The organism is Microbacterium sp. 22215 (assembly GCF_052045655.1).
Taxonomy (GTDB): Bacteria; Actinomycetota; Actinomycetes; order Actinomycetales; family Microbacteriaceae; genus Microbacterium; species Microbacterium phyllosphaerae.
Map to the genome: position 1 here is coordinate 486,616 of NZ_JBQEPC010000002.1, position 15,512 is coordinate 502,127.

The window sequence follows — 15,512 nt, forward strand, 5'->3', positions numbered from 1 at the left end:
CTTCGTCGCGATGCGGGGGCTAGTGGCCGCGGATGCGACGAGTCGCGTCCTGCACCTCTCCGACCAGCTCCTCGAGGATGTCCTCGAGGAAGAGCACGGCCGTGGTGCGGCCATGGGAATCCCTGACCTTCGCCAGGTGCCGGCCCGCGCGACGCATCACCGCGAGAGCATCCTCCAGATCGGTGTCCTCCTGCACGGGCACCATGTGATGGATGCGCTTCGACGGCAGCGGTTCGACGAGCTTCGAGGCGGCATCCGGGCCGTCCGAGGCCCGCAGGATGTCCTTGAGGTGGACGTACCCGACGGGCACGTCGTCGCCGTCGACGATCACGTAGCGCGAGAAACCGTAGCGGGCGACCGCCTTCTCGATGTCGTCCGGGGTGGTCGACTGCGGCAGCGTCACGAGATCGCTCAGCGGGACGGCCACGTCGCTGGCCTTCTTGTCGGTGAACTCGACGGCAGCCGCGACCGTGCCCGCCGTGTCGGTGAGCACGCCCTCCCGGCGCGACTGATCCACGATCGTCGCCACCTCGTCGAGGGTGAACGTCGAGGCCGCCTCGTTCTTCGGCTCGACCCGGAACAGCCGCAGCACCCCGTTCGCGGCGGCGTTGAGCACCCAGATCACCGGCATGAAGATCTTCGACACCAGCACGAGCGGCGGCGCGAGGATCAGCACGGCGCGATCCGGGATCGAGAACGCGAGGTTCTTCGGCACCATCTCGCCGAACACGACGTGCAGGAACGACACGATCAGCAGCGCGATCGTGAACGACACGGCGTCGACCACGCCGTCCGACCAGCCGATCGCGTGCAGCGGCACGGCGAGCAGGTGGTGGATCGCCGGTTCCGAGACGTTCAGGATCAACAGCGAGCAGATCGTGATGCCGAGCTGCGAGGTCGCGAGCATCAGGGTCGCGTGCTCCATCGCGTAGAGCGCGGTCTTCGCGCTGCGCGATCCTCGATCGGCCTTCGGCTCGATCTGAGAGCGGCGTGCCGAGATCACCGCGAACTCGGCGCCGACGAAGAAGGCGTTCGCCACGAGCAGTACGACCAGCCAGGCCAGTCCTCCCCAGTCGTTCATCGGGTGGCCGCCTCTCCTGCGTCGCCGGGACTCGGGACATACCGGATGCGGTCGACGCGCCGCCCGTCCATGCGCACGACCTGGAGCTTCCCGGTGTCGAGGGCGACCTCGTCGCCGACCGACGGCACGCGCTCGAGCACGCTCATGACATAGCCCCCGACGGTGTCGTAGACGTCCCCCTCGGGGACCACGACACCGGCACGGTGTCGCAGTTCGTCCGGACGCAGCTCGCCCGGGAACATGATGCCGTCACGCCCGCGGACGACGCCCGCCCTGGTGCGGTCGTGCTCGTCGGAGACCTCCCCGACGAGCTCTTCGACCAGGTCCTCGAGGGTCACGAGTCCGGCCGTGCCGCCGTACTCGTCGACGACGACCGCCAGCTGATAGCCGCGTGCTCGGAGCTCGGAGATCAGGGCATCCACGTGGACGGTCTCGGGAACGCGGAGCGGATCGGTCGAGATCGCGCCCACCGGCACCTCGGCGCGACGATCGCGGGGAACCGAGATCGCCGCCTTCAGGTGCACGACGCCGGTGATGTCGTCGAGATCGTCGTCGTAGACCGGGAAACGGCTGTGGCCCGTCCGGCGTGCGAGCTGGATGACGTCGTCGGCCGAGTCGCCTGCGGCGAGCGCGTGCATGCTCGGTCGAGCGGTCATCACGTCGGCAGCCGTCAGGCGCGAGAACGTGAGGGTGCGGTCGAGAAGGCTCGCGGTGTCGGCCTCGAGGAGGCCGGCGCTCGCGGAGCGGCGGACCAGCGACGACAGCTCCTCGGCGCTGCGGGCACCGGAGAGCTCTTCCTTCGGCTCGATCCCCATGCCCCGCAGCACCCCGTTCGCGCTCCCGTTGAGCACGACCACCGCGGGCTTGAAGATCGTCGTGAAGGCGACCTGGAAGGGGATCACGAGCTTCGCGGTCGCGAGGGGCAGCGCCAGGGCGAAGTTCTTGGGGACGAGCTCACCGAGGATCATCGACAGCACGGTGGCGACCAGCATCGCGACGATCGTGGCGATGGGGCCGACCGCGGCCTCGGGGATGCTCCAGGCGACGAGCGTCGGACGGAGCAGGTTCGACAGCGCCGGCTCCATCGTGTAGCCGGTGAGAAGCGTGGTCAGGGTGATGCCCAGCTGCGCCGACGACAGATGGGTCGACGTGTGCTTGAGCGCGCTGATCGTCAGTGACAGACGGGATTCTCCCCGCGCCTGGCGGGCCTCGAGGTCGGCACGGTCGAGATTGACCAGAGCGAACTCGCTCGCGACGAACAGTCCGGTGCCGACAGTGAGCAGCAGCCCCACGCCCAGCAGGATGTAATCCATCAACGAGTCCCCTCGCGGGCGAGGGGCGGGCAGTGGGGCGATGTACTACAACTGGGAGGGTCGTCCATGGTGAGCACGATTCTACGGGATCCCGCGAAAGGGCCGGGCGGCTACCAGCTGACCGGGAGGGCCTTGCCCTCTTCGTAGCCCGCGGCGGACTGCAACCCGACCAGCGCGCGGTCGTGGAACTCGGGAACCGACGCGGCGCCGGCGTACGTGAACGACGACCGTACCCCTGAGGTGATCATGTCGAGCAGGTCCTCGAGGCCGGGCCTCAGCGGATCGAGATAGATCTTCGATGACGAGATCCCCTCGGCGAACAGCTCCTTGCGCGCACGCTCGTAGGCGTCAAGACGCCCGAAGCGCTCCTGCACGGCCTTGGTGGAGGCCATTCCCCACGACTCCTTGTAGATCCGCCCTTCCTCGTCGCTCTGCAGCTCGCCCGGAGCCTCGATCGTCCCGGCGAACCAGGAGCCGACCATGACGGATGCCGCGCCCGCCGCGAGCGCGAGTGCGACATCACGCGGGTAGCGCACTCCCCCGTCCGCCCAGACATGCGCCCCGAGTTCGTGCGCGGCCTCGGCCGTCTCGAGCACGGCGGAGAACTGCGGGCGTCCGACGGCCGTCATCATGCGCGTCGTGCACATCGCGCCGGGGCCGACACCGACCTTCAGGATGGAGGCTCCGGCCTCGACCAGATCCCTGACCCCGTCGGCGGTCACGATGTTGCCCGCGACGATCGGAATGCCGAGGTTCAGCTCGGACACGGCGCTCAGTGCGCGGAGCATCCCCTCCTGGTGGCCGTGCGCGGTGTCGACCACGAGCACGTCGACGCCGGCGGCGGCGAGCGCCTGCGCCTTCGACGCCACATCGCCGTTGATCCCCACCGCTGCGGCGACGGCGAGACGACCGTCGCCGTCGACCGCCGGTCGATACAGCGTCGAGCGCAGAGCGCTGCGCGCGCTGAGCGTGCCGACGAGGTGCCCGTGGTGGGCGATCGGCACCATCTCGACGCCCGCATCGGTGATCACATCGAAAGCGTGGCGCTCGGATCCGATGTCGTCCGCGTCGAGCGAGGGCGTCCCGGTGTGCACGAGGTCGCCCAGCTGCGCATCCGGCAGCGCCGTCGCGAGCCGCGTCGCCGGGAGGACTCCGAGGATCCGATCCACGTGGTGCGGGGCCGCGCCCGACGCGACGACGATCCCGTGTCCGGCGGTCGGCGGCATCAGCCGCAGCGCGTCCGACACCGACGCCTCAGGCGGGAGCACGAGCGGCGTGTCCCACAGCACCGGCTGGCTCTTGACGTCGCGGATCGCGGCGTCGAGAGCCTGCAGCGGCATGTCCTGCGGCAGCACCCCGAGTCCCCCGCGGCGCGCGAGCACCGCGGCGAGCCGAGGACCCGTGACCGAGTTCATGTTGGATGCCACCAGCGGAAGCGTCGCCGGCGTGCCGTCCTGCGGGGCGAGATCGACCTGCAGGCGGCTCGTCACCGCCGAACGGCGCGGAACCAGGAACACGTCGGAATAGGTCAGATCGACTGTGGGCGACTCACCGGAGAACTCCATACCCCCACGGTACTCAGATCGCGACGATCCGGGCGCATGGCTTCGACGATTCGCATGGCGAAACAGGTTAGGCTTGTCAGTCGAGAGTGTGCGGACCCGAAACGCATCCTGCGTCGCGGTGTGCACATGTGAGATTCAGCGATGAAAGAGGGCGATCGAGCGTGTCGAACCAGGTGACCGGCGTCGGGGGCGACGGGGGGTTCGGAGCCAATTCCTGGCTCGTGGAAGAGCTCTACGAGCAGTTCAAGGTGAACCGCGATTCCGTCGACAAGGAATGGTGGCCGATCCTCGAGAAGTACCAGTCCGATGCCGCGACCGGCACGGCGACTCCCGCATCCGCGGTCGAGCAGCCTGCGCACCCCGTGACCGCGCCCATCCCCGTGATCGGCACGCAGCCCGTCGCCCGCACGACGACGAAGCCGGCCGCGGCCGCGCCCATCCCCGCGCAGGCTCCCAAGCCCGCCCCCAAGCCCGAATCCCCGGAGCCCGCCGAGCCTGTCGAGGAAGACAAGGTCACGCCGCTCCGCGGACTGCCGAAGACTCTCGCCGCGAACATGGACGAGTCGCTGACCGTCCCGACGGCGACGAGTGTGCGCACGGTTCCGGCCAAGCTGATGATCGACAACCGCATCGTCATCAACAATCACATGGCGCGTACCCGCGGCGGGAAGATCAGCTTCACGCACCTGATCGGGTGGGCGCTCATCCGCACCCTCGACGAGTTCCGCAGCCAGAACGTCTTCTACGCCGAGATCGACGGCAAGCCCTCGGTCGTCGCGCCCGCACACGTGAACCTGGGCATCGCGATCGACCTCCCCAAGCCCGACGGCACCCGCGCGCTGATGGTCCCCAGCATCAAGCGCGCCGACACGATGTCGTTCAGCGAGTACCTCGTCGCCTACGAAGACCTGGTCACCCGCGCTCGCAACAACAAGCTCACCGCGGCCGATTTCCAGGGCACGACGGTCTCGCTGACCAACCCCGGTGGCATCGGCACCGTGCACTCCGTGCCTCGCCTCATGAAGGGCCAGGGCTGCATCATCGGCGCCGGCGCGCTCGAGTACCCGGCCGAGTTCCAGGGCGCCAGCGAGCGCACGCTCAACGAGCTCGCGATCGGCAAGACGATCACCCTGACCAGCACCTACGACCACCGTGTCATCCAGGGTGCGGGCTCCGGGGAGTTCCTCAAGAAGGTGCACGAGCTGCTCATCGGGCAGCGCGGGTTCTACGACGACATCTTCGCCGCACTGCGCATCCCCTACGCACCCATCCGCTGGAACCCCGACATCGCGGTCGACCTCGCCGAGCGCGTCGACAAGCAGTCGCGCGTGCAGGAGCTCATCAACTCGTTCCGCGTGCGGGGCCACCTGATGGCCGACATCGACCCGCTCGAGTACGTCCAGCGTTCGCACCCCGACCTCGAGATCGAGAGCCACGGGCTCACCTTCTGGGACCTCGATCGCGAGTTCGTGACGGGTGGATTCGGCGGCCGTCGCATCGCGAAGCTCCGTGACATCCTCGGTGTCCTGCGCGACTCGTACTGCCGCACGGTCGGCATCGAGTACATGCACATCCAGGATCCCGAGCAGCGCCGGTGGTTCCAGGAGAAGGTCGAGGTCAAGTACCAGAAGCCCGGACACGACGAGCAGTTGCGTGTCCTCCGCAAGCTCAACGAGGCCGAGGCGTTCGAGACCTTCCTGCAGACGAAGTTCGTCGGCCAGAAGCGGTTCTCGCTCGAGGGCGGCGAGTCGCTCGTCCCCCTGCTCGACGAGATCCTCCAGGGCGCGGCCACATCGGGGCTCGAGGGCGCGGCGATCGGCATGGCGCACCGCGGCAGGCTGAACGTCCTGACCAACATCGCCGGCAAGACCTACGGCCACGTGTTCCAGGAGTTCGAGGGCACGCAGACGCCCGGCAACCAGCGCGGGTCGGGCGATGTGAAGTACCACCTCGGCACCGAGGGCACCTTCATCGCCGACGACGAGTCCGAGCTGCCCGTCTACCTCGCGGCCAACCCGTCTCACCTCGAGACGGTCGACGGCGTGCTCGAGGGCATCGTCCGCGCCAAGCAGGACCGCAAGCCCATCGGCACCTTCACGTGGCTGCCGATCCTCGTGCACGGCGATGCCGCGTTCGCCGGACAGGGAGTGGTCGTCGAGACTCTGCAGATGTCGCAGCTTCGCGGCTATCGCACGGGTGGCACAATCCACATCGTCGTCAACAACCAGGTCGGATTCACGACGCTGCCGAACGACTCGCGCACCTCCGTGTACTCCACGGATGTGGCGAAGACGATCCAGGCACCGGTCTTCCACGTGAACGGAGACGACCCCGAGGCCGTCATCCACGTCGCTCAGCTCGCCTTCGAGTACCGCGAGCGCTTCCATCGTGATGTCGTGATCGACCTCGTCTGCTACCGCCGCCGCGGGCACAACGAGGGCGATGACCCCTCGATGACGCAGCCGCTGATGACCGATCTGATCCAGGCCAAGCGGTCGGTGCGCAAGCTGTACACCGAGTCGCTCGTCGGTCGTGGCGACATCACCGAAGAGGAGTACGACGAGGCGAAGGCCGACTTCCAGAACCGTCTGGAGATCGCGTTCGCGGAGACGCACGCCGCCGAGACCGGCGCGACGCCGGTCGCTCAGGAGCTGCCTCCCGTCGACGAGCAGGTCGGTGCTCCGGAGATCACCGGGGTCTCGAACGAGGTCATCCAGCTCATCGGCGACGCGTTCGTCAACAAGCCCGAGGGCTTCACGGTGCATCCCAAGCTGCAGCAGCAGCTCGAGAAGCGTCTCGACATGAGCCGCAACGGCAACATCGACTGGGGCTTCGGCGAGCTGCTCGCCTTCGGATCGCTCCTCGTCGAGGGAACACCCGTGAGGCTCGCAGGGCAGGACTCGCGCCGCGGCACGTTCGTGCAGCGTCACGCGACCCTGCACGACCGCGCGAACGGGCAGGAGTGGCTGCCGCTGTCCAACCTGTCGGAGTCCCAGGGGCGCTTCTTCGTCTACGACTCGCTGCTGAGCGAGTACGCGGCACTCGGCTTCGAGTACGGATACTCGGTCGAGGCGCCAGAGGCGCTCGTGCTGTGGGAAGCCCAGTTCGGTGACTTCGTGAACGGCGCACAGTCGGTCATCGACGAGTACATCTCGGCGGCCGAGCAGAAGTGGGGACAGCAGTCCAGCGTCACTCTGCTCCTTCCCCACGGCTACGAGGGTCAGGGACCGGACCACTCGTCCTCGCGCATCGAGCGCTTCCTTCAGATGTGCGCGCAGGAGAACATGATCGTCGCGCGTCCGTCGACGCCGGCATCGTACTTCCACCTGCTGCGCCGTCAGGCCTACGCCCGTCCGCGCAAGCCGCTGATCGTCTTCACCCCGAAGGCGATGCTGCGTCTGCGCGGTGCGACGAGCCCGGTCGAGGCCTTCACGCAGGGTCGCTTCGAGCCCGTGCTCGATGACAGCAGAGACCTCGACCGCAACGCGGTGAAGCGCGTGCTCGTGCACTCCGGCAAGGTCCACTGGGATCTGCGGGCCGAGCTCGAGAAGAACCCGAACCCCGAGATCGCCCTCGTGCGCCTCGAGCAGCTGTACCCGACGCCGATCGACGGACTGAAGGCGATCACCGACTCCTACCCGAACGCCGAGTTGCGGTGGGTCCAGGAGGAGCCGGAGAACCAGGGTGCCTGGCCGTTCCTCGCACTCGCCTTCGCTGACGTCCCCGGCGACCGCTCCTTCCACCCGGTCTCGCGTCCCGCGTCCGCGTCACCGGCGACGGGCTCGTCGAAGGTGCACGCGGCCGAGCAGGCGAAGCTGCTCCGCGACGCCCTCACCCTGGGCTGAGCGACACCACCACGCACAAGGGAGCCTCGACGATCGTCGAGGCTCCCTTCGCGTGTCGAGGGCGGATGCCGATCGGCCGGCGGCGTCAGTACCAGATGTCGAGCGCCGGCGCGGGGAACGCGACGAACGCACGGTCGAGAGCCTCGACGACGTTCCTGTCGGCGACGATCCGTCCGGCTCCGTGCAGCGAGGCCGCACGGACTCCGCCGGCGTAAAGGATCGAGAGCGCCGAGATGTCGAGCTCGGCATCCACGTCGGCGCCCTCGACCGCCTCGACGCGCGGCTCGCTCTGCGCATCCAGGCGCAGACGCCAGTCACCCGCCGTGAACCCGAGCGGGTCGCTCACGCGGATGACCACGTCGAGCGGCGCCGAGTAGGTCCTCGCGGCGAGCGCGGTCGGGATGTCGAGGATGCGAAGCCAGCCGTGATCGTGAACGGTCTGCGTCACCCCGCGGGGATCGCGCACGAGCCACGGAAGAGCATCGTCGAGCGGACGGAGGTCGGCGGTGACCTGATCGACGAGGTCGTGCTGCAGAGCGAACCGCCAGAGCGCGCCGGTCGCCTCCGGCGTCTCCGCGACCAGCAGCCGCACATCGAGGGCGAAGCGGAAGGATCCGCTGCTGTCCTGGAGCGCGAAGGCCATCGCTCCCCTGACCTCGCCCTCTCGATCGAGGAAGCGGACGCCGCGCACCTTGGCACCGTCCGTGTTGCCCGGTGCGAGCCCCGCGATACCGGTCCAGCGCGACGGCCACCCGGGGATCTGCCCCGACCGTGCGCTCCGCGCGCGGTCGTGGACCGTGTCGAGTGCCGCGGCGAGCGTGTCCCGATCGACGTACTCCACACGCCCGTCGACCGAGGGCCCCGCCCATCCGGCGCGGCGCGTGTCCACGGTGAACTTCGCCATGGGCAGCGCCGAACCGAAGCCGTACCTGCCGTAGATCGTGGCTTCGGAGACGGTGAGACCCGCGATCGGAACACCGGCGGAGACCGCTGACCTCAGCTCGCCCTCGAGGAGCGCCCTGGCGATGCCTCGGCGGCGATGCGTGGCCGAGACGGTGACACCGCTGATCGCCCACATCGGCAGCTCTCTCCCACCGGGAAGGGTCACCGGGGTCACCCAGGAGTCGATGGTCGCGACCGGCATCGTGTCGGCTGCAGGTGTCTCGTAGACACCCGTGTTCCGACGGGCATCGAAGGTCTGCTGACCGAATGCCAGCTCCTCCGTCGACGGCTCGGCGCCGAGGAATCCTCGGGTGGTCGCGCGCTGGAAGAGCTCGGCCCGCGTGGCATCCGACCCGTCGACGACGCGGTAGGTCAGCGATCCCGCAGCGAGACGCTCGGTTGATTCGGGGTCGGCAGGGATGTCGCGTGAGTCGATGACCGTCATGCAACCACCCTACGGGCAGCCGTCGGTCCGGGAGGGCCGCCCTCAGTGCTGGGCGGCCTGAACCTCGCGCAGACGGGCGAACACCTGGTCGCGCAGCTCCTCCGGAGCGGTCTCCTTGCACGCGCGAGCCACGACCTCGGTCAGTGTCGTCGCCACGAGCGCCTCATCCCTGCAGGACGGGCAGTTCTCGAGATGCTCGCGGATCTCGGTGTGCTCGGTGTTGCAGACCTCGTTGCGGAGGTACTCCTCGAGATCCTTGCGGGCCTTGTCGCAGCCGCAGTCGGTCATTTCCTGCTCCTCGGGTCGGCCGCAGAGATTCCCCGCTCCGCGGCGTAGTCAGCCAGCAGCTCCCGCAGCATCCGCCTGCCTCGATGCAGGCGGCTCATCACGGTGCCGATGGGCGTCTTCATGATGTCCGCGATCTCCTGGTAGGCGAAGCCCTCGACATCGGCGAGGTACACCGCCAACCGGAAGTCCTCCGGCACGGCCTGCAGCGCGTCTTTGACGACGGATGCCGGCATGTGGTCGATCGCCTCGGCCTCAGCCGACCGGCCGTGCGACGCGGTGGTGGATTCCGCACCGCCCAGCTGCCAGTCCTCGAGCTCGTCGATCGTGCCCTGGAACGGCTCGCGCTGCTTCTTGCGATAGATGTTGATGTAGGTGTTGGTGAGGATCCGGTAGAGCCACGCCTTGAGGTTCGTGCCCTGCGAGAACGTCGCCCACGAGCCGTACGCCTTCACGAACGTCTCCTGAACGAGATCCGCCGCATCGGCGGGGTTCCTGGTCATGCGCATGGCCGCGGCGTAGAGCTGATCCATGAAAGGGATCGCCTGCTCCTCGAATTCGCGCCGAGGGTCGCTGACCGTTTCTGCGGGTGCCGTGTCATCCATCACCGGCCAGTCTAGGCCGCTGAGGTCCACGGACTCGCGTTCCAGCGTTGCGAGCATGCTCTCTCCTTCTCGACGAGTACCCGCCATTCGATCGGGGCGGACACTCGCGTTTACTAAGGTGGGAACCGATGAGCGCCAACAGGTATTCCCCCTCCCCTGTCCAGGGCGTCTATGTCGCGCCGTTCACCGCCGATTCCGTCCATGCGACGGTGACCATACCCGGGTCGAAATCCCTGACGAATCGCGAACTCATCATCGCCGCGATCGCCGACGGCCCCGGCCGTCTGATCGCCCCGCTGCACTCGGATGACTCCCGCCGGATGGTCGAGGCCCTGCGCGCGCTGGGCGTCGGGATCGAAGAGGTCGAGGCGAGCGGGGAGTTCGGGCCGGACCTCGTCATCACGCCCGCGAAGCTCACCGGCGGTACGACGGTCGACTGCGGTCAGGCCGGCACGGTGATGCGCTTCATCGCCCCCCTCGCAGGCCTCGCCCAGCACGATGTCCATCTCACCGCTCACGAGACGGCTCTGCATCGGCCGATGGGCGGGCTCATCAGTGCGCTCCGAGACCTCGGAGTCGACATCGACGACGAAGGAACGTGGGCGCTGCCCTTCACCGTGCGAGGCCACGGGCGGATCCGGGGCGGGCGCGTCGAGATCGACGCCTCGGCGTCGAGTCAGTTCGTGTCCGGGCTGCTGCTCGCCGCACCTCGGTTCGATGTCGGACTGCACCTCGTGCACACCGGTGATCATCTGCCGAGCCTCCCCCACATCGACATGACCATCGAGGCGCTCAGCCGTCGCGGCATCCGCATCGAACGCCCGGCGACCGGCGAATGGCTCGTCGAGGCGGGCGTGCCGCGCGCGAAGGAGATCGCGATCGAACCCGATCTCTCCAACGCCGCCCCGTTCCTCGCCGCCGCACTGGTGACCGGAGGCTCGGTGTCCGTCCCCGGCTGGCCGGTGCATTCCACGCAGCCGGGCGCTCTCCTCCCCGAGATCCTGCAGGCGATGGGGGCGCACGTCGGCCGTCACAGCGGCACGCTCACGGTCAAGGCCGGAACCGAGATCCATGGTCTCGACATCGACCTGTCCGCGGCGAGCGAGCTGACCCCCACGCTCGTCGGGCTCGCGGCCTTCGCCTCCGGCCCCACGACCATCCGCGGCATCGGACACATCCGCTTGCATGAGACAGACCGGATCGCAGCCCTGATCGGGAACATCCGCGCGCTGGGCGGAGAGGCAGAGGAGCTCTCCGACGGACTCCGCATCATCCCGCGGACGCTGCACGGCGGCGGCTGGGCCGCTCATCACGATCACCGGATGGCGACGACGGGTGCGCTCATCGGTCTGCGCGTCCCCGGAGTCGAGATCGATGACATCGGCACGACGTCGAAGACCCTGCCCGAGTTCACCCTCCTCTGGGAGCGAATGCTGCGAGGCGCATCCGCGTGAGCTGGCTCGACGACTCCGATGACCTCGACGACGACTTCGAGGAGTATGACGAGAGCAACATCCGCACGCGTCCGAACCCGAAGGCGAACCGTCCGCGCACCAAGCGACGGCCCGCGCACGACGACGCGCAGATCGGGCGTGTGCTCGGCGTCGACCGTGGCCGGTACTCGGTGCTGCTCGACGAGGACACCCCCGACGAGCGCATGATCACCGCCGCGCGAGCGCGCGAGCTGCGACGCAACCCCATCGTCACCGGCGATCAGGCGAAGGTCGTCGGCGACACGTCGGGTGATGACGGCACCCTCGGGCGGATCATCGGGATCGCCGATCGCACGTCGCTGCTGCGACGCAGCGCGGACGACACGGACCAGGTCGAGCGCGTCATCGTGGCGAACGCCGATCAGATGCTGGTGGTGGTCGCGGCCGCCGATCCCGAGCCACGAGCCAGGCTCGTCGACCGCTACCTCGTCGCCGCGCTGGATGCCGGCATCCGCCCCCTCCTCGTCGTCACCAAGACCGACCTCGCCGACCCGACCGCGTTCCTCTCCCACTTCGACGGCCTCGATCTGCGCGTCTTCACGAGCGCCCAGGAGGAGATGCCCGTCGAGGAGATCGGCGCAGCGCTCGTCGGCCATTCGACGGTGTTCGTCGGACACTCCGGGGTGGGCAAGTCGACCCTCGTCAACGCGCTCGTGCCGAGCGCTCTGCGGGCGACAGGACACGTCAACCAGGTGACCGGACGCGGGCGTCACACCTCGTCGTCCACGGTCTCCCTGCGGTACGTCGGTGAGGCCGGCAACGGGTGGGTGATCGACACCCCCGGGGTGCGCTCCTTCGGCCTCGGTCATGTCGACCCGGCGAACATCCTCGCCGCGTTCACCGAGCTCGCGATCATCGCGGAGGAATGCCCGCGCGGGTGCACGCACCTGGCGGACGCCCCCGATTGCGCTCTCATCGAAGCCGCCGAGCGCGGAGAGCTGAACGAGACCGGACGGGCGCGTCTGGACTCGTTGCAGCGACTCCTCCAGACCTTCGCCGACAAGGCCGAGCAGGCGTCCGGCCGCTAGGCTGGAGCCGTGACTGTGCGCCTCGAACCCGGAACCGCTGCCCCCGACTTCACCCTGCTCGACCAGGACGGTTCCTCCGTCCGTCTCGAGGATCTGCGCGGGCAGAAGACCGTGCTCTACTTCTACCCCGCCGCCATGACGCCGGGCTGCACGACTCAGGCGTGCGACTTCCGCGACAGCATCTCGTCGTTGCAGGGCGCCGGCTACCGGGTGATCGGGATCTCCCGCGACGAGCCCGCCACGCTCGCGAAGTTCCGTGAACGCGACGGCCTGACCTTCACGCTCCTCAGCGACCCCGATCACGCTGTGCACACGGCCTACGGTGCGTGGGGCGAGAAGATGAACTACGGGAAGAAGGTCGAGGGCGTGCTTCGCTCGACCTTCGTGCTCGACGAGTCGGGATCGATCACGCTCGCCCAGTACAACGTCAAGGCCACCGGCCACGTCGCACGTCTGCGCAGACTGCTCGGCATCGACGCCTGAGCGTCACTCCGCGGGGCGTTCGTTCTCCGCGCGAGTGCTCGCGATCAGCAGGACGAAGCCGAGCAGCGCCGGGAGCCCGACCCCGAACGTGAACGCCCATGCGATCGGCTGGATCGTGAGCGAAGCCAGGGCGATGGCGATCGCGAGCACCTGGAAGACCACGCCACCGGAACGGGCCCAAGACCGTCCTGACCTGGTGCCGATCGCGACGGCCACGAGTGCGACGGCTCCGATCAGCGTCAGGACGATGAGGGCGAGCGCTGTCGGCAGCGAGGACGCATCGCCTGCCCCGAGGCCGAAGACCTCGATCAGAGCGAACACGAGGAGCGCAGCCCCCTCGATTGAGAGGACTGCCGCAGCTGCCAGGGCGAGGCCGGGTGAGCGCACGATGTGTCTCCTGAGAATCGAATGAGAAGCGGCGAAACCCTTGATTTCGCCGGTTTCATGTAACAGAATAGACAGCGTCATGTGCTCCCACAGCGGCGTGGGGCGGGCTCAACGCCCGCATCACAGAATGCGGGCATCCGTCCGTATCTCATACAGGGTAGCTGAACCCGATCTGCACCCGAAATCCGAGTCGTCGCGTTGCGATGATGCACGAAAATCCACACCGAGGAGCCCCCATGGACTGGCGCGACAAGGCCGCCTGCTTGACTGTCGATCCCGAGCTGTTCTTCCCCGTAGGGAACACCGGCCCGGCCGTCGACCAGATCGAGAAGGCGAAGACCGTTTGCGCCACCTGCACGGTGACCGAGATCTGCCTGCAGTACGCCCTCGAGTCCAGCCAGGACTCGGGCGTGTGGGGCGGCCTCTCCGAAGACGAGCGCCGCGCACTCAAGCGCCGCGCCGCGCGCGCCCGCCGCGCTTCCTGAGCATACGACGAGGCGGCCCGAGACGACGTCTCGGGCAGCCTCGTCGTATCCGATCGGCGGTCGCTATTTCGTGAGCCAGCGAAGCGGGATGTCGATGACGACCTCCGTGCCCTCGCCCTCGGCCCCCCGCCACTCGATGGAGCCGCTGAGCTCGCCCTGGATGAGAGTCCTGATGATCTGCGTGCCGAGTCCCTGACCGATCCGCCCCTCGGGCAGCCCGCTTCCGGTGTCGCGCACCGTGACCCGGAGGTTCTCCTCGGTGCGCGCGGCGTCGATCGTGACCATCCCCTCCTGACCCGCGAGCCCGTGCTCGACCGCGTTGGTGACGACCTCCGTGAGCGCCAGGGCGAGCGGCGTCGCGTACTCGCTCGGCAGCACGCCGAAGCGACCGGTCGACTGAGTGCGTGCTCGGGTGTTCGGCGCCGAGGCGACCTCCGCCACGAGTTTCAGCACACGGTGGAAGACCTCGTCGAAGTCGACCTTCTGCGTGAGCCCCTGGGCGAGCGTGTCGTGCACGACGGCGATGGAATCGACACGTCTCATCGCCTGGGTCAGCGCCTCACGGGCTTCATCCGAATGCGTGCGTCGCGCTTGGATGCGCAACAGCGACGCCACCGTCTGCAGGTTGTTCTTCACACGATGGTGGATCTCGCGGATCGTCGCATCCTTGGTGATGAGCTCCTGCTCCTGGTGGCGGAGCTCCGACACATCACGGCACAGCAGGATGGCACCGATCCGCGTTCCGTGGTCTTTCAACGGGATCGCACGCAACGACACCGTGACGCCGCGCGCCTCGATGTCCGTGCGCCACGGCGCCCGTCCGGTCACGACCACCGGCAGAGACTCGTCGACCTGGCGGGAAGGCGGGACGAGACGTGTGGTCACCTCGGCGAGCGATTCACCCTCGAGTTCGTCGTCGAACCCCATGCGGTTGAAAGCGGAGAGTGCGTTCGGACTCGCGAAGGTGGTGATGCCGTCGACGTCGATGCGGATGAGTCCGTCGGATGCCCGCGGAGCGCCGCGACGGGGCGATGTCGGAGCAGCGGGGTCGGGGAAGCTGCCGTCGGCGATCATCCGGAAGATGTCGTTCGCGCACTCGTCGAAGGTGATCTGCTGTCGGGACGGCGTCCGCGCCTCTCCGAGGTTCGTGTGCCGGGTGACCACCCCGATGACCGTCGCCTGGCGGTCGCCACCGTGTCTCTCGTTGACGATGGGCACGGCCCGGACTCGCGTCGGAGTCTCCTCGAACCAATCGGGCGAGGACGAGTCCACGATGTCGGCGGAGTCGAACGCGCCCTGCACCTGCGTGCGCCACTGCGGACGCACTCGCTCGCCGACGATGTCACGGTAGAACAGTGTCGCCGCACCGCTCGGCCGCGCATGCGCCACGGCGACGAACGAGCCGTCGTCGGTCTGGAGCCAGACCACGATGTCCGCCGATGCGAGATCGGCCAGGAGCTGGCCGTCACCGGCGAGGCGATGCAGCCACTCCACATCGTTGTCGGTCAGAAGGCCCTGGGCATGGGCGAGATCGCTGAGGGTTGACACATCACCA

At 68.3% G+C, this 15,512-nt stretch carries 13 protein-coding genes; 5 read left to right on the forward strand and 8 right to left on the reverse strand.

The window, feature by feature from the left end; translation table 11 throughout:
• Positions 1-19: 19 nt before the first annotated feature.
• The 3 genes from ACTJKH_RS05630 to ACTJKH_RS05640 form a co-directional block, all read right to left on the reverse strand.
• Positions 20-1,081 (reverse strand): hemolysin family protein, encoded by a 1,062-nt coding sequence (locus tag ACTJKH_RS05630; RefSeq protein ID WP_210097579.1) that lies wholly within the window; start codon positions 1,079-1,081, stop codon positions 20-22.
• On the reverse strand, positions 1,078-2,394 hold the full coding sequence (locus ACTJKH_RS05635) for a hemolysin family protein (RefSeq protein ID WP_440736077.1): 1,317 nt from the start codon (positions 2,392-2,394) through the stop codon (positions 1,078-1,080). Before ACTJKH_RS05635 ends, ACTJKH_RS05630 begins: the two co-directional genes overlap by 4 nt.
• 110 nt (positions 2,395-2,504) lie before the next feature.
• Positions 2,505-3,959 (reverse strand): GuaB1 family IMP dehydrogenase-related protein, encoded by a 1,455-nt coding sequence (locus ACTJKH_RS05640; protein WP_440736078.1) that lies wholly within the window; start codon positions 3,957-3,959, stop codon positions 2,505-2,507.
• 161 nt (positions 3,960-4,120) lie between these two features.
• On the opposite strand from ACTJKH_RS05640, the gene ACTJKH_RS05645 reads away from it, so the two are divergent.
• Complete coding sequence (locus ACTJKH_RS05645) at positions 4,121-7,804, forward strand: multifunctional oxoglutarate decarboxylase/oxoglutarate dehydrogenase thiamine pyrophosphate-binding subunit/dihydrolipoyllysine-residue succinyltransferase subunit (protein ID WP_440736079.1); 3,684 nt, start codon at positions 4,121-4,123, stop codon at positions 7,802-7,804.
• Between the two features lie 85 nt (positions 7,805-7,889).
• On the opposite strand, the gene ACTJKH_RS05650 is transcribed toward ACTJKH_RS05645, so the two are convergent.
• The 3 genes from ACTJKH_RS05650 to ACTJKH_RS05660 are packed head-to-tail and all read right to left on the reverse strand — an operon-like array spanning position 7,890 to position 10,138.
• Positions 7,890-9,191, reverse strand: a complete 1,302-nt coding sequence (locus ACTJKH_RS05650) for a GNAT family N-acetyltransferase (protein WP_440736080.1) — start codon at positions 9,189-9,191, stop codon at positions 7,890-7,892.
• A 42-nt stretch (positions 9,192-9,233) separates the two neighbouring features.
• Positions 9,234-9,479, reverse strand: coding sequence for a zf-HC2 domain-containing protein (locus ACTJKH_RS05655; RefSeq protein ID WP_042541911.1), 246 nt, complete (start codon positions 9,477-9,479; stop codon positions 9,234-9,236).
• The gene (locus ACTJKH_RS05660) at positions 9,476-10,138 is read right to left on the reverse strand and encodes a sigma-70 family RNA polymerase sigma factor (protein WP_440736081.1); all 663 of its coding nucleotides are present in this window, start codon (positions 10,136-10,138) and stop codon (positions 9,476-9,478) included. Before ACTJKH_RS05660 ends, ACTJKH_RS05655 begins: the two co-directional genes overlap by 4 nt.
• Positions 10,139-10,209: 71 nt before the next feature.
• Here ACTJKH_RS05660 and aroA point away from each other — a divergent pair, with 71 nt between their 5' ends.
• The 3 genes from aroA to bcp are packed head-to-tail and all read left to right on the forward strand — an operon-like array spanning position 10,210 to position 13,085.
• The gene (gene aroA / locus ACTJKH_RS05665; protein ID WP_440736082.1) at positions 10,210-11,535 is read left to right on the forward strand and encodes a 3-phosphoshikimate 1-carboxyvinyltransferase; all 1,326 of its coding nucleotides are present in this window, start codon (positions 10,210-10,212) and stop codon (positions 11,533-11,535) included.
• Positions 11,532-12,602 carry a ribosome small subunit-dependent GTPase A gene (gene rsgA / locus ACTJKH_RS05670; RefSeq protein WP_440736083.1) on the forward strand — a complete coding sequence of 357 codons (1,071 nt, stop codon included), beginning with the start codon at positions 11,532-11,534 and terminating at the stop codon, positions 12,600-12,602. Before aroA ends, rsgA begins: the two co-directional genes overlap by 4 nt.
• A gap of 9 nt (positions 12,603-12,611) precedes the next feature.
• Positions 12,612-13,085 carry a thioredoxin-dependent thiol peroxidase gene (gene bcp, locus ACTJKH_RS05675; protein ID WP_259159719.1) on the forward strand — a complete coding sequence of 158 codons (474 nt, stop codon included), beginning with the start codon at positions 12,612-12,614 and terminating at the stop codon, positions 13,083-13,085.
• 3 nt (positions 13,086-13,088) lie between these two features.
• On the opposite strand, the gene ACTJKH_RS05680 is transcribed toward bcp, so the two are convergent.
• A complete protein-coding gene (locus ACTJKH_RS05680) occupies positions 13,089-13,472 on the reverse strand; it encodes a hypothetical protein (RefSeq protein ID WP_440736084.1) in 384 nt (127 codons plus the stop codon).
• A gap of 236 nt (positions 13,473-13,708) precedes the next feature.
• Here ACTJKH_RS05680 and ACTJKH_RS05685 point away from each other — a divergent pair, with 236 nt between their 5' ends.
• Positions 13,709-13,957, forward strand: coding sequence for a WhiB family transcriptional regulator (locus ACTJKH_RS05685; RefSeq protein WP_028503730.1), 249 nt, complete (start codon positions 13,709-13,711; stop codon positions 13,955-13,957).
• 63 nt (positions 13,958-14,020) lie between these two features.
• Here ACTJKH_RS05685 and ACTJKH_RS05690 read toward each other — a convergent pair whose 3' ends face one another.
• Complete coding sequence (locus ACTJKH_RS05690; RefSeq protein WP_259159725.1) at positions 14,021-15,505, reverse strand: sensor histidine kinase; 1,485 nt, start codon at positions 15,503-15,505, stop codon at positions 14,021-14,023.
• Positions 15,506-15,512 lie beyond the last annotated feature (7 nt).